We start from the raw sequence: 14,157 nt of genomic DNA on the forward strand, positions 1-14,157 counted from the left end.
TGAAGTTCTTGATTCCACTCATGAGTTCGTCGGTTGTTTCTTCAACACGGTCCGTAAAATCTTTCCGGTCGTGTTACGAGGCAATTGCTCGATGAATTCAATCTGTGTCGGACATTTATATTTCGCGAGTGATGTAGCACAGAATGTCCGCGTTTCCTCTTCCGTCATCGTCTCACGGGCAACGACGAATGCTTTGACAGCTTCGCCCATCTCCTCGTCCGGTATGCCGATGACGGCGGCTTCAATGATATTCGGATGCTGATAGAGCACTTCCTCGACTTCACGCGGGTAGACGTTGTAACCACCGACGATGATCATATCTTTTTTACGATCGACGATATAGAAATAACCGTCTTCATCTCGACGAGCCAAATCACCCGTATATAACCAGCCATCGCGTAACGTCGCTTGCGATTCTTCCGGCATCTTGTAATAACCCGTCATGACGTTTGGTCCACGAACGATCAATTCTCCGACTTGACCATCTGGTAATTCTTGTCCCAGTTCATCGACGACTTTGTTTTCGACATCGACGATCGATGTACCAATCGAGCCTGGTTTCTGAACACCATTGACCGGATTGAAACAGGTAACGGGTGATGCTTCCGATAAACCATATCCTTCGAGGATACGACATTGGAATGTCCGATCAAATGCTTCAAGAAGCGGCACTGGGAGACTCGCTCCTCCTGAGACGAACAAACGTGTTGATTCAAAATAGGTCGCATATTCCGGATGAGCCTTCACAGTTTGAAGTAAGAAATTATACATCGTCGGTACACCCGCAAAGATCGTCACCTGTTCTTTTTTCGCCAACTCAAACGTTTCTTGTGGTGAAAAACGTGAAGCAATGATGATTGACGCTCCATGTGCGAGTGAAGCATTGACGACGACCGTCAAACAAAAAACATGGAACATCGGTAATACGGCAAGTGTCCGATCGCTACTGGATACATGTAGATAATCCCCAATCGAGCGCGCATTCGACGTCAGATTACGATGGGACAACATCGCACCTTTTGGTTTTCCTGTCGTTCCACTCGTATAGAGAATGACAGCAATGTCGTCCAATTCATTCGTCACTTCTGTCAATGGATGTTCGATTTCGAGCCAGCGATCGAGCGTGATGAACGTCACTTGTTGATGCGTTTCGTTTGGTCCTTCCTGATCCGCGTAGGGAACAGAGACGACGATCTTGAGATTCGGTAAATGCACGAGACGATCTTTTGCAGCTTCGACGAGCGGTGCAATGCCTAAAATCCCCTTCACATCACCGTTCATCAGGATATACCCGATTTCATCCGGTGTATATGTAGGGTTGATTGGAATCGCGATTGCCCCTTGTTTCATGATGGCGTAATATGCCACTAGGAATGCTGGGCTATTCCCTAAGATTAGCGCGACATGATCACCTTTTCGGATTCCGTTCGCTTCGAGTGCGCCGGCTGCCCGGTGAAACTTCTCGACAAACTCACGATAGCTGACTTGCGTGTCCTCAAACACATACGCCGTTGAATCCGGATGTGTTCGAGCGGTTTCTTCGACGGATTGAATCAATCCAAGCATGAGCAAAATTCCCCTTTCGAATGAATGACTATTCATTTTTTACGTAAAAAAAATCCATACGTAGTCAAAAGCGACCGTATGGATAGTGTAACACTTTTTGGAAACGTTTTCACCGAGTTTCTTTTTAACCGTTGACGATGACGCCACCGTTTAAGTGAAGGACTTGTCCTGTCATATAACTTGAATCGTTACACGCTAAGAATACATACGCAGATGCCATCTCAGCCGGTTGCCCTGGGCGATCCATCGGTGTATTTTTCCCGAATGTCTTGACCGACTCATGCGGGAACGTTTCCGTGATGAGCGGCGTCCAGATCGGACCCGGTGCGACGGCATTGACACGAATTCCTTCCTTCGCTAAGTTCATCGAAAGACTTCGTGTGAAGCTGACGATTGCTCCCTTAGTAGCAGAATAATCGATCAGTAACGCATTTCCTTCGTATGCCGTTGAAGATGTCGTATTGATGATGGCAGAACCGAGTGAAAGATGCGGTAAGGCAGCACGGGCAAGACGCATCATTCCGAAGATATTCGTCTTGAACGTCTTTTCCATCGACTCGTCTGTAATATCCTTCAGACTATCTTCTGGTTTTTGCATACTCGCATTGTTGACGATGATATCTAAGCGACCGAAACGATCGATTGTTTTTTGGACCAGTGTTTCACAGTAATCCGCATCTCCGATATCTCCTTTAGAAAGTAGGACTTCGCCTCCTAATTCCTCAAGGCGTGCCTTTGTTTCTTCTGCCCCTTCTTGATCACCGTAGAAGGCGATGACAACTTTCGCTCCTTCTCGGACATAAGCAATTGAGACAGCACGCCCGATTCCAGAGTTGCCGCCCGTGACGATCGCGACTTTCCCCTCTAATTTTCCTGCTGCCTTATAATCATCACGCTCATAATATGGTAACGGCTGTTCATCCTCCGTTTTTGGTAACTGTTCTGAAATCCGTTCGAAATCAATAAAGTCCGTCAACGAACCTTCTAAAAAATTATCTTTATTATAGCCCATGAAAAAAACTCCCCCTATGCAGTTGATAGAAGGAGTTTTCCCATAAAGACTTACGCTAAAACGTCTAGCACCTCATCTAGTTCGACGGCACCGAAATATTTTTTCAATTCGTACCGACCGAGCACTTCGCGAAGTGACGCGCGATCATAGCGCGAACCTTCGAGCGCCCGTGCGATTTCTTCTGCATCCTCGACGCCAAAGAAGTCACCGTAAATCTTCGCTTCTTCGATGATGCCTTTTTTGACGTTTAATCGGAAGTCAATCGTACCGATTGGGAAACGTTTTTTATGAATGACGTCGAATTTCGGCGATTTCCCGAAATTCCACTCCCAGTTGCCATAACGTTCTGCCGAGATGGCACGTACTTTATCCCAGTCCTCTTCGGTTAAGATATACCGTTCAATCTCTTTCCCTTCATAGATCGAAGCAAGGAGATGATCGACGAATTGTTCCATCGTCAATGGTTCTGACAGGAATTCCGAGATATTCGCGACACGACTCCGGACTGATTTAATGCCTTTAGAGCGCATCTTCTCTTCACTGACGACAAGCGCATTGACGACTTCTTCGATGTTCGAATCGAGCATCAGTGTACCGTGACTAAACATCCGCCCTTTAGTCGTGAACTGAGCATTCCCACTGATTTTCCGACTTCCGACATGAATATCGTTTCGTCCAGATAACTCCGCTTCGACACCGAGTTTATGCAGCGCTTGTACGACTGGCTCCGTGAACTTTTTATAGTTGTTGAACGAATCACCGTCATCTTTTGTCAAGAAACTGAAGTTCAAGTTTCCTTCGTCATGATACACAGCGCCACCACCTGAAAGACGACGGACGACGTGGATGCCGTTTTCTTCGACATATTTCAAATTGACTTCTTCATTCGTGTTCTGGTTTTTTCCGACGATGATCGACGGACCATTGATATAAAACAAGAAATAGTCTTCTTCATTAACGTTCAGGTTGTTCAAGATGAATTCTTCGACAGCGAGATTGATTCGCGCATCGCGAATCTCAGGATGGAAGATGAATTTCATAAGGGTTTCGTGCTCCTTTGTGATGGAATCATAATGTGATCAGTTACAGCCGTCAACACCACACGCGTCACCTTCAGCGATGACTTCAAGTGTTTGTTCTTGGCGCATCTTCGCGAAGACTTGTTCGAAGGCTTCCACTGGTTGTGCGCCAGAAATGGCATATTTCCGGTCAAAGACGAAGAACGGTACACCACGGACACCCAGTTGTTGTGCCATCGCTTCTTCTTCTCGAACATCTGTCGCCAGTTCTTCTGACGCAAGAAACGCTTTGACATCTGCCTCAGCAAGTCCAGCATCTACTGCGATCCTTGTCAGAATAGCTCGGTCATTCAGATCTTCTCCATTCATGAAGTACGCTGTGAACAAGGCTTCTGATACTGCATTCATCTTACCATGTTTTTTAGCGAATTGAGTCAGACGATGAGCCTCAAATGTATTGGCTGGGATGACACGATCCATCTCGTAGTGCAAGCCTTCCTGACGTGCCGTATCAACGACACCTTGCGACATATTCCGTGCTTGCTCGAGAGTCGTTCCATATTTTGAAGCAAGAATTTCGTATAATCCTTGCGTCGGTACTGCTGGTGCATCTGGATCGAGTTCAAAGCTCTTGAATTCGACCTCGACATCTAACTTTTCGTTCGCAATTGCTTGTTCTAAACGACGCTTCCCAATATAACAAAACGGACATGCGTAATCCGACCATACTTCTACTTTCATCTGTGTTCTCTCCTTTTGTGCAATTTCATACATTAAGCATAGTCGCCTCTAGAAAGAGTTGCAATCTTTCCGCCCGCGTCAATACGAATATGTAAAAAAAGAAATCAAGATCATATTGATCTTGATTCCTTGATGAGTTAGAGAGCTTATTCTGTCACGAGTGCATGTGCTGCATCTTCGATCTCGATATCGAGTTCTTTCGTATAAGCATCTGTTTGTTCTGCTGTCCAGTTCAAGACAGATTTCATCTCTTCGATGACGGCATCTTTATGAGCACGAGCCCAAGCGATATCGAAGAAGACAGCACCTGTACGGCGGATGAAGAAGTCGATCGGACGAGCGACCATTTCATGTTCGATGCTGTAGTGGAGTTGTGCATAGACAGAACGTGGAAGAGCTGTCGTTGCTGCATCGAATGCTGCTGCGTATTCCAGTACTTTCGGTAAGTTCGAACCGTAGCGTTTTGCTAGGAATTGAACTTCTTCTGTCGTTAGACCGTTCGTTGCTGTTTGAGCTTTTAAGAATTCAGCAAATCCTTTTGCTCCGCCGACGTGTCCACCAGACATTGGCATGTTTTTCGTCGAGCAACGTGCGTACGCGACGTTTTCTTCTTTTTTCAAGAGTTTAGCGACGAGATCAACGACGTGCTCACCCATTTTACGGTATCCAGTCAATTTCCCACCCGCAATCGTGATGAGACCTGACTCAGACTGCCATACTTCATCTTTACGAGAGATTTCAGAAGGATCTTTTCCTTCTTCATAAATCAATGGACGTACACCAGCCCAGCTTGATTCCACGTCTTCCGCTGTCACTTTAACCTCTGGGAACATATAGTGAATCGCGTCTAGGACGTAGTCTTGGTCTTCGACTGTGAACTTCGGATGTGCAGTATCTTTATCGAAGAACGTATCTGTCGTACCAACGTACGCTTTTCCATCACGTGGAATCGCGAAAATCATCCGACCGTCTGGTGTATCGAAGTAGACCGCTTGTTTGAGTGGGAATTTCGATTGATCGATGACGACGTGGACCCCTTTTGTCAAACGAAGTTGTTTCCCGACTTTAGAGCCATCTTTTTCACGTAATTCATCGACCCATGGACCTGTCGCGTTGACGACTTTTTTCGCACGGATTTCATGTACGTCACCTGTCAAGAGGTCCGTCACACGCATGCCGACGACTTTTCCAGCATCGTAGATGATTTCTTCCGCTTTTGTATAGTTGACGACGCGTGCACCGTGTTCAACCGCTTCTTTCATGACTTCGATTGTTAGACGGGCGTCATCTGTGCGGTACTCAACGTAGTAACCGCCACCTTTAAGACCTTGTTGTTTGACGAGTGGTTCTTTCGCTAATGTTTCTTTCGCAGATAACATCGTCCGCCATTCCGAACGTTTAACACCTGCTAAGAAGTCATAAACACGAAGACCGATTGACGTACTGAACGGTCCGAACGTACCGCCTTTATGCATCGGAAGCAACATCCACTCTGGTGTCGTGACGTGTGGTCCGTTTTCGTAAACGATCGCACGTTCTTTACCGACTTCAGCGACCATCTGAACTTCGAATTGTTTTAAATAACGTAGACCACCATGGACTAATTTCGTTGAACGACTAGACGTACCGGACGCGAAATCCTGCATTTCGACGAGGCCAATCTTCATACCGCGTGACGCTGCATCGAGGGCGATCCCCGCACCTGTGATACCGCCACCTACGACGAGTAGATCGAGTTCTTCACGTGTTAATCGATTATAGACATCTGCACGGTTTTTGCTTGAAAATGGTTGGTTAGCCATGAATAGTTCCTCCTGTTTAGGTTCGAAAAAAAAAGAGACCACAACAAACACGCTGACTATGTCAACTGCTGCTGTGGTCTCTCCATATTCTCCGACCGATTTATTAACTTGACCTTACTATAACATACCTCACATCATTTGAACAACATCGTAGCTTGAACAGCTTTTTGCCATCCACCGTAGAGCGCATCCGTCTCTTCTTTCGCCATACTCGGCTCGAAACGACGTTCTTTTTTCCATTGCGTCGCAATCTGTTCACGGTTCTCAAAGAATCCAACAGCAAGACCTGCGAGGTACGCTGCACCTAACGCCGTCGTTTCATTGATTTCCGGACGCTCAACTGGCGCTTGGATGATGTCACCTTGGAACTGCATCAAGAAGTCGTTTTTAACTGCTCCACCATCGACACGGAGCGTTTTCATCTCGATGCCTGAATCTTGCTCCATCGCAGATAGGACGTCGCGTGTCTGATAAGCGAGTGATTCAAGTGTCGCGCGGATGAAATGTTCTTTTTCCGTACCACGTGTCAAACCGAAGACGGCACCACGAACGTCTGAATCCCAGTAAGGTGTACCAAGACCAACGAATGCTGGTACGACGTAGACACCGTCTGAAGACGTGACGCGTGTTGCGTATCCTTCTGATTCTTTGGCATCATCAATGAGACGTAAGCCGTCACGTAACCACTGAATCGCAGATCCTGCGACGAAGATACTTCCTTCTAAGGCATACTCCACTTTTCCATCGACGCCCCACGCGATCGTCGTCAGCAATCCGTGATCTGATTTCACAGCCTCTTCCCCTGTGTTCATCAGCATGAAGCAACCCGTACCGTATGTGTTTTTCGCCATTCCTGTATCAAAACATGCTTGGCCAAACAATGCGGCTTGCTGATCGCCTGCTGCTCCAGCAATTGGAACTGCTTCTCCGAAGAAGTGATACCCTGCTGTCTCTGCGTACACTTCAGAAGATGGTCGTACTTCCGGAAGCATGGCTTTTGGGACATCTAAGATGCCGAGTAACTCGTCATCCCATTTTAATTCATGAATGTTATACATCAACGTACGACTTGCATTCGAATAGTCGGTCACATGTGCTTTTCCGCCGGATAATTTCCAGATGAGCCACGTATCGATCGTACCGAACAGTAGTTCACCACGTTCAGCACGTTCCCGTGCTCCTTCGACATGATCTAAAATCCATTTGACTTTCGTACCAGAGAAATAAGCGTCAATCAATAGACCTGTCTTCTCACGGAAGAGCTCGGCATGACCGGCTGCTCGAAGCGCTTCACAGATTTCAGCCGTTTGTCTCGATTGCCACACGACTGCATTGTGAATCGGTTTCCCTGTTTCTTTTTCCCAAACGACAGCTGTTTCACGTTGATTCGTGATTCCAATACCAGCAATCTGCGACGGCTTTACGTTCGCCTCCGTCAGACAAGTCGCCACGACAGCAAGGACACTTCCCCAAATCTCGTTTGCGTTGTGTTCGACCCAACCTGGTTTCGGAAAATACTGCGTGAATTCCTGTTGCGCTGAATGGACGATCTCGCCGGCACGATTAAACAGGATCGCACGTGTACTCGTCGTTCCCTGATCCAATGACAAAATGTAGTTCTCCATCTCTTCCCCATCCTTTTGTATCTAAATAAGTTAAGCTGACTTTGACTCCACTGACGTTGTTTTGTTCGGACGAACACCGAATCTATAGCATAAGCCTAATATGACGATTGTCACAAGTCCTACAATCCAAAAAGCCGGTGTATCTTTTCCTGTGAAGACCGAACGATAAAACAATCCGCCAAGACTTCCACCGAGAACTGGTCCGAGAACCGGAATCCATGAGTATCCCCAGTTCGATGATCCTTTTCCATGAATCGGTAAGATGAAGTGAGCGATACGTGGACCAAGGTCCCGCGCCGGATTCATCGCATATCCTGTCGTGCCTCCGAATGACATACCGAGGCTGACGATCAAGAAACCGACGATCAATGGATTCAGACCATCTGAGAACTTATTCGCTCCGATCGACAACAACCCGATGACAAGTAAGAATGTTGCAATCATTTCACTCATTAGATTGGCAAATGTATGTGGAATCGCTGGTGACGTCGCAAAGACGCCGAGTTTCGCTGCTGGGTCTTTCGTCTCTGCCCAATGTGGTAAGTAATGGACGAAAACAAGACTTGCACCAAGTATCCCGCCGGCAATTTGAGCGACGATATAGCCTGGTACGTCCGTCCATGCAAATGAACCGTCAAAGGCTAAACCAAGCGTTACTGCTGGGTTAAGGTGTGCTCCACTGAATTGACCGACGGCATACGCTGCAATCGCCACGGCAAAACCCCACGCAAACGTGATGACGATCCAGCCTGCATCCTTTGCAAACGATTTCGTCAAACTAACGCCTGCACCTACACCGTTCCCAAGCGCGACAAGCAAAGCTGTGCCTAAAAATTCCGCTAAAATGGGTGACATATGTGTTCCTCCTTTTGGTTATGTGAAAAAAGCAACATAAAAAGGAGATCCACGTCAGTTCATACTTGAATGTTCTTCAAGCAGGACTCACACGTGAATCTCCCTTTTCTCCGTCACTTTGTATCAACTTGATATCACTATAACAATCAGTGAAAACGCTGTCAAACAATCTGAATGATTTTCATCACAATCCGGTTAGGAGCGTGGTTCAAAATGACGCCACAAGTCCTTATTCGATGTTGTGATACTTGAGGCACCTGCTTCAATTGCTTGTTCCACTTCCTCGACCGTATCGATGAGTCCACCGGCGAATACGAGACGCCCCGTCTTTTCTTTCACTTCTTGAATGTACTTTGGCATTAATCCAGGTAACACCTCGATGTAATCAGGTTGCGTCCGTTCCATGAGTTGATAACTTTTTTCGAGTGAACTGGAATCGAGTAAGAACATGCGTTGCATCGTCTTGACCTTTTTTTGACGTGCTTTCAAGATGACGCTCGCCTTCGTCGAAATGACACCATACGGCTTTAATTCTTGGCAGACGTATTCCGTTGCGTATTCATCATTTTTTAATCCTTGAACGAGATCCATGTGCAAAAACATTTTTTTGTCGTAACGATGCGCCATCTCATAGACTGCTTTTAAGCGCGATACGTGCATTTCGAGTAAGACCCCATATTCATATGGACTCTTCAGCATCTTTTCAAAGTCTTCTAATTTTCTAACGGAAGGCAGGATCTTCTGTCCAAAATATGTCATATGTTCTCCCCCTGATTCGTAATGTGTCCTAAGTATGTCGTGAAATAGGAGGAATAGGCAATGCTCTTTTCATGAAAATAAGTGAAAAGAGCGCTACGATTAGGGTATAGCTTAACGAAACGATTTTTTTTCAGGAGGTGAACGCGCAGTCCTACCGTCTGTGCACGTCAATGAGTCAGCAAAAACGGATTGTCATCTATTTATTCTCTATTTTAATTAACGCCTTAGGAAACAGCTTCATGGTGACCGCCTCGATCGGGAGTGCACCTTGGACTTCAGCGAGTGAGGCCGTCGCGGCCATCTCACCTTTAACTGTCGGACTAGCGATCATCGTCTTACATGTGCTTGCTTTGATTGCAGCACTTTCTCTCGGGAGTCGATTTAGTTGGTGGACGATTGTTCTCAGTTTTGCACTCGTCGTCCTTTTCGGCGCTGCGATTGATTTCTTCTTATCCATCCATCAATTGATTTACACACCACAGGGACTTTGGATGCGCGCCGTGTACATGTTGATCGGTATGCCATTGATTTCACTTGGACTCGCCCTCTATCTCCAAATCGGATTCGTATTGATGCCACCGGATTACTTGATGAAGTCACTGATCAGCCGCTTTAAAAGTACATCGCTCGGAGCAACGATCAGCCTCGGTATTCCTTTTTTGATTGCTTGCCTCTTTTCACTGATTGAACGCGAACTGATCGGCATCGGAGTCGGAACTTTCATTTTCCTCTTATTGAACGGTCCACTGATCGAATGGTTTCAGCGATTGTTCCCGATTACGGCACGTCCACCTAAACGGACAAGTTCTTGAATACTGTAAAAGAGCTGCTACTGATAGACAAATTCATCTATCAGTAGCAACTCTTTCATTTACGTATATGATTTTCTTTGGAAGACAAGAATCGATGCACCTAACAAGACGATGATATGAGCCAATACGAACAAGGCGGAGAACGTCAAAGTTGTTCCCATCGCTTCACTCGTACCATAGGTCATAGAATCCTTGAAATACATTGACCAGTCTAAATGCATGAATACGATCCACTTAGCGATTGCTGGTTTGAAACCAACCAGTAAGTTACCCGCAATGCTCGTAAAGAACTGTGCTAGTACGGTGAAGCCGATAATCATTCCAACAGAACGGAACAACAATGAGAAGAATAACGTCATGAATATTGTAAAAATCGGACTGACAACTTCGACGATCGTATCGCGGAACAGAATTGGATCTCCTGCCTCTGAAAACGCAAATGAGCCTGCGTAGACGATCGCAGCGATGAACACGAATTGGAGCAACATGATCAAGATCGAAAAGATAAGTTTCGAGAAATAAATCGTCATTCGTGAATACGGACTCATTAATAAGTGTTTCATCGTGTCATAACGTACTTCATTCCCGATGGCTTCTGCCGTGAAGACAATCGTGATGATTCCTAATAGAGATGTCAGTAAAAGGAACGTTAATGAATAATAATCATAACGTGTGAACTCAAAATCATTTGTCTTTGCAATGATGATAATACCAACTGCAATAACGACATATAGCGCTAAAACGATTTTCGCTTTTTTAGTCGTCCACCATTTCATCCATTCATTTTGTATGAGCGAAAGCATGTGAATCCCCCTCTTTTTTCGTTACTTGCAGGAATTGTTCCTCAAGCGTCAAGCGTTTAACGGTCAGTTCATGTAAATCGGCAATCGGCACGACGAGTCGAGCGATAGCTGGACATTCACTTTCCGGTGCGGTGATAATGATTTTATTCTCGAGTACTTCTGATGGGTAGTTTGCGACGCGAAGGGCATCGAGTACATCTGTCATCGCTTCCGCATTGACACGAAGAGCGATTTTCGCTCCGGTCTCATTACGAACGGACTCGACCGACTTGATGACACCCTGATCGATGATCGCGTAACGATCACTGATTTGTTCCATCTCACTCAACATATGGCTTGAAATTAAAATCGCGATATCTTGCTCACGCGCCATTTGGCGTAAATATTCACGAAGCTCCGCAATCCCGGATGGATCCAGACCATTCGTTGGTTCATCTAAAATCAAGACGCGCGGGTTATGTAGCAAGGCACGAGCAATTCCGAGTCGTTGCTTCATTCCGAGTGAGTACTCTCCGACTTTTTTTGAAAGCTTTCCTTCAAGACCAACGAGTCGTGCTAGTGCATCATAATCAACTTGACCGAGTCCCGGAATGAGGTTTTTTGCATGAACCAAGTTTTGTTTTCCTGTCAGATAAGGATAAAACGCTGGGTTCTCCACGATTGCTCCAATTTGCGTCAACGCTTTCGAACGCTCTTCTACGACATCAAATCCATTGACCGTGACTTTCCCTGCATCCTGCTCGAGTAGTCCCGTGATGATGCGAATCGTCGTCGTCTTCCCTGCTCCGTTCGGTCCGAGGAAGCCGAACACTTCTCCTGGGGATACCTCAAAACTGACGTCTTTTAAAATTTGCTCTTTCCCGAGACGCTTTGAGATATTTTCAATCTTTAACATCTGCTCTTCCTCCTCATTCATATTTTGTCTATGCTATTAGTGTACGTGATTTTAAAGGATAAGTTTCATTTCTTACAAATATGTAATCCGATTCCAATTAAAAAGGCGTAACAGCAGAAATTTTATACTAAAAATAAAGAATGGAGTCGCTAGATGATTCTTTTTGAACAAGTAACACATGATCACTTTCCGATCATCCAATCGTTGTACGCGAGCGTTCCTGAATATGCGCTCTTAGAAGAACGAGTGCTTCCGCTCTCTGATTCGACCTTACAGGAAGAGTTTTTAAATCCCGATACCGTATCGCTGATTGGATATGTGGACGGAGAACCCGTCTTACTGATTGACTACCTACCGAAGCATCCAAAAAACGGTACACCTTGGATCGGTTTATTCTTAATGGATGCTTCTCAACACGGTACGGGAATTAGCAGTCGGTTACTATCCGCTTTTTGTGATCGATTCCTAAGTCAGGAACCTCACATTCATCTCGCGGTCTTACCTGATAATTTAAGAGCCCGTCGTTTTTGGGAAAAACACGATTTCCGATACGCGCGAACGAGTTTCTCGAACCGCGAACAACTCGTAGACGTCTACGTGTATGATGTAAGTAAAAACAAATGAAAACGTATGAATGGAGTATCACACAATGTCCAAACCCTCACTTCGCTTTGATGTTTTGTTAGCGGGATTGATTTCCCTGCTATTTTTTAGCATGACGCTCGGATTAACTTTCTTCATTAGTCAACATGCAACAAACCGACTCCAATCGGAAGTCGGGATGAATCTGTCAACGACCGCTCACCAACTATCTGATAAGCTTGATCATTACATGTGGTCACGTTATGCCGAAGTAAAATTGCTGGGTTCCTTATCAACGATTCAACAAACAGAACAAAAAACAGAAACGCGACGGACACTCGAAGAGTTACAACGGCAGATTCCTGACTTTTCTTGGATTGGTCGATTAGATACGGAAGGTAACGTCGTTGCGTCAACGAATCAGATTCTGGAAGGAACATCGATCAAGGAACGTCCCGTCTTCCAACAAGCCTTATCACAACCATTCATCGGAGATGTCCATGAAGCTGTCCTACTCGCAAAATTATTGCCGAACCCAAGCGGTGAACCGTTACAGTTCGTCGATATTAGTACACCTTTGTATGATAAGGGTCGATTTTCTGGTGTCCTTGCGACACATCTCAGCTTCGAATGGGCAAAAGCGATCGAACAAAGTTTTCAAAGCGCCACGTCCTCTCTCCAACAAGTCGATGTCTTCATCATTAGTCAAGATCGAAAAACGATTTTACTTGGACCAAGCGGATGGAGCGGTAAAACATTACCCGATAGCGTAACGCTGACTTCGAATGCTTCTGCGACCGCTTCCTGGCAAGGGAAAGAATTTGTCTCTGGTCAAAGCACAAGCCGAGGTTACAAGGATTACGATGGCTTAGGTTGGACGGTTCTCGTACGTCAACCGACTTCGATTGCGTTCGCTGATGCCGATGCTTTACGTCAAACGATTTTCATCGCTGGTTTGATTGCCTCTTTCGTTACAGCCGTACTTGGCTGGATGTTAGCGAAGCTATTGACACGACCATTATTAAAAATCACACATGCCGCCCAACAGATGCAGGATGATCCCTCAAAATCACTCCCGAATCATCGTGGAATCCGAGAAATCGAGACACTGACGGATGCCTTACAACGACTGATTCATCGCTTGCTACATACCGAACAAGAGAAATTAACGTTTGAACGCTTGTCACAACGCGATAGCCTGACTGGTCTCGCGAACCGCAACGGTCTTGCTCAATACATCGAACAATTGCCTGCAGAAACGCATTCTATCTATCTTTGCCTTGATTTAGACGGCTTTAAAGCAGTCAATGATACGTATGGTCACGCGCTAGGTGATCTCCTGCTGATCGAGGTCAGTCAACGTCTCGAACAGTTGCTTCCACCTGGTGGATTCGTGGCTCGTCTGGGCGGCGATGAGTTCATCATCGTCTTGACCACTCAATCCTTAACAGAAGCACGATACTTAGGTGAACAATGGATCGCTCACGTCTCGATGCCGTATCACTTAGAAGAACAAACCGTCCACATCGGGATGAGTATCGGAGTCGCCGAACAGGTGACAGGAGAATCACTTGAACAAGTCATGCATCGCGCTGATTTAGCGCTCTATCGTTCGAAGCAAAACGGCAGAGGATGTATGTCCGTTCATTGACCATTCAGGACGGAGGATTGACAAGCGCAGCTCTC

Annotated in this window: 13 protein-coding genes; 3 read left to right on the top strand and 10 right to left on the bottom strand. The window is 45.9% G+C overall.

Annotation, left to right across the window (positions count from 1 at the left end; genetic code table 11):
• Positions 1–18 precede the first annotated feature (18 nt).
• The 8 genes from KNQ06_RS11110 to KNQ06_RS11145 form a co-directional block, all read right to left on the bottom strand.
• Entirely contained in the window at positions 19–1,566 is a 1,548-nt protein-coding gene (locus tag KNQ06_RS11110) for a fatty acid--CoA ligase family protein (RefSeq protein WP_214768932.1), read from the bottom strand.
• 124 nt (positions 1,567–1,690) lie between these two features.
• Positions 1,691–2,578: an SDR family oxidoreductase gene (locus tag KNQ06_RS11115; RefSeq protein ID WP_064300368.1), complete on the bottom strand. Its 888-nt coding sequence runs from the start codon at positions 2,576–2,578 to the stop codon at positions 1,691–1,693.
• Positions 2,579–2,628: 50 nt separating this feature from the next.
• Entirely contained in the window at positions 2,629–3,618 is a 990-nt protein-coding gene (lplA, locus tag KNQ06_RS11120) for a lipoate--protein ligase (protein WP_023467375.1), read from the bottom strand.
• 39 nt (positions 3,619–3,657) lie between these two features.
• Entirely contained in the window at positions 3,658–4,338 is a 681-nt protein-coding gene (locus KNQ06_RS11125; protein ID WP_064300369.1) for a DsbA family oxidoreductase, read from the bottom strand.
• Between the two features lie 146 nt (positions 4,339–4,484).
• Positions 4,485–6,140, bottom strand: coding sequence for a glycerol-3-phosphate dehydrogenase/oxidase (locus KNQ06_RS11130; RefSeq protein WP_023467373.1), 1,656 nt, complete (start codon positions 6,138–6,140; stop codon positions 4,485–4,487).
• A 134-nt stretch (positions 6,141–6,274) separates the two neighbouring features.
• Positions 6,275–7,765: a glycerol kinase GlpK gene (gene glpK, locus KNQ06_RS11135; protein ID WP_050677155.1), complete on the bottom strand. Its 1,491-nt coding sequence runs from the start codon at positions 7,763–7,765 to the stop codon at positions 6,275–6,277.
• Between the two features lie 30 nt (positions 7,766–7,795).
• Positions 7,796–8,620, bottom strand: a complete 825-nt coding sequence (locus KNQ06_RS11140; RefSeq protein ID WP_064300370.1) for an MIP/aquaporin family protein — start codon at positions 8,618–8,620, stop codon at positions 7,796–7,798.
• A 195-nt stretch (positions 8,621–8,815) separates the two neighbouring features.
• Positions 8,816–9,379, bottom strand: a complete 564-nt coding sequence (locus KNQ06_RS11145) for a glycerol-3-phosphate responsive antiterminator (RefSeq protein ID WP_023467370.1) — start codon at positions 9,377–9,379, stop codon at positions 8,816–8,818.
• Between the two features lie 170 nt (positions 9,380–9,549).
• On the opposite strand from KNQ06_RS11145, the gene KNQ06_RS11150 reads away from it, so the two are divergent.
• Entirely contained in the window at positions 9,550–10,191 is a 642-nt protein-coding gene (locus KNQ06_RS11150; protein ID WP_064300371.1) for a YczE/YyaS/YitT family protein, read from the top strand.
• A 59-nt stretch (positions 10,192–10,250) separates the two neighbouring features.
• On the opposite strand, the gene KNQ06_RS11155 is transcribed toward KNQ06_RS11150, so the two are convergent.
• The gene (locus KNQ06_RS11155) at positions 10,251–10,994 is read right to left on the bottom strand and encodes an ABC transporter permease (RefSeq protein ID WP_133207914.1); all 744 of its coding nucleotides are present in this window, start codon (positions 10,992–10,994) and stop codon (positions 10,251–10,253) included.
• The gene (locus KNQ06_RS11160; RefSeq protein WP_029340951.1) at positions 10,972–11,889 is read right to left on the bottom strand and encodes an ABC transporter ATP-binding protein; all 918 of its coding nucleotides are present in this window, start codon (positions 11,887–11,889) and stop codon (positions 10,972–10,974) included. The genes KNQ06_RS11155 and KNQ06_RS11160 overlap by 23 nt, the downstream gene beginning before the upstream one ends.
• 153 nt (positions 11,890–12,042) lie before the next feature.
• Between KNQ06_RS11160 and KNQ06_RS11165 the strand changes: the two genes are divergently transcribed.
• Together KNQ06_RS11165 and KNQ06_RS11170 are read left to right on the top strand one after the other, a co-directional pair.
• On the top strand, positions 12,043–12,513 hold the full coding sequence (locus KNQ06_RS11165) for a GNAT family N-acetyltransferase (RefSeq protein WP_214724370.1): 471 nt from the start codon (positions 12,043–12,045) through the stop codon (positions 12,511–12,513).
• Positions 12,514–12,538: 25 nt separating this feature from the next.
• The gene (locus KNQ06_RS11170; protein ID WP_214768926.1) at positions 12,539–14,122 is read left to right on the top strand and encodes a diguanylate cyclase domain-containing protein; all 1,584 of its coding nucleotides are present in this window, start codon (positions 12,539–12,541) and stop codon (positions 14,120–14,122) included.
• Positions 14,123–14,157: the final 35 nt, after the last annotated feature.

Origin of the sequence: Exiguobacterium sp. s91 (assembly GCF_018618915.1) — a bacterium.
Classification (GTDB): Bacteria; Bacillota; Bacilli; order Exiguobacteriales; family Exiguobacteriaceae; genus Exiguobacterium_A; species Exiguobacterium_A abrahamii.

Excerpts from the sequence above, each read along its gene's own strand:
- KNQ06_RS11110 (WP_214768932.1), bottom strand. The coding sequence starts at position 1,566 with ATGCTTGGATTGATTCAATCCGTCGAAGAAACCGCTCGAACACATCCG.
- KNQ06_RS11115 (WP_064300368.1), bottom strand. The coding sequence starts at position 2,578 with ATGGGCTATAATAAAGATAATTTTTTAGAAGGTTCGTTGACGGACTTT.
- lplA (WP_023467375.1), bottom strand. The coding sequence starts at position 3,618 with ATGAAATTCATCTTCCATCCTGAGATTCGCGATGCGCGAATCAATCTC.
- KNQ06_RS11125 (WP_064300369.1), bottom strand. The coding sequence starts at position 4,338 with ATGAAAGTAGAAGTATGGTCGGATTACGCATGTCCGTTTTGTTATATT.
- KNQ06_RS11130 (WP_023467373.1), bottom strand. The coding sequence starts at position 6,140 with ATGGCTAACCAACCATTTTCAAGCAAAAACCGTGCAGATGTCTATAAT.
- glpK (WP_050677155.1), bottom strand. The coding sequence starts at position 7,765 with ATGGAGAACTACATTTTGTCATTGGATCAGGGAACGACGAGTACACGT.
- KNQ06_RS11140 (WP_064300370.1), bottom strand. The coding sequence starts at position 8,620 with ATGTCACCCATTTTAGCGGAATTTTTAGGCACAGCTTTGCTTGTCGCG.
- KNQ06_RS11145 (WP_023467370.1), bottom strand. The coding sequence starts at position 9,379 with ATGACATATTTTGGACAGAAGATCCTGCCTTCCGTTAGAAAATTAGAA.
- KNQ06_RS11150 (WP_064300371.1), top strand. The coding sequence starts at position 9,550 with ATGAGTCAGCAAAAACGGATTGTCATCTATTTATTCTCTATTTTAATT.
- KNQ06_RS11155 (WP_133207914.1), bottom strand. The coding sequence starts at position 10,994 with ATGCTTTCGCTCATACAAAATGAATGGATGAAATGGTGGACGACTAAA.
- KNQ06_RS11160 (WP_029340951.1), bottom strand. The coding sequence starts at position 11,889 with ATGTTAAAGATTGAAAATATCTCAAAGCGTCTCGGGAAAGAGCAAATT.
- KNQ06_RS11165 (WP_214724370.1), top strand. The coding sequence starts at position 12,043 with ATGATTCTTTTTGAACAAGTAACACATGATCACTTTCCGATCATCCAA.
- KNQ06_RS11170 (WP_214768926.1), top strand. The coding sequence starts at position 12,539 with ATGTCCAAACCCTCACTTCGCTTTGATGTTTTGTTAGCGGGATTGATT.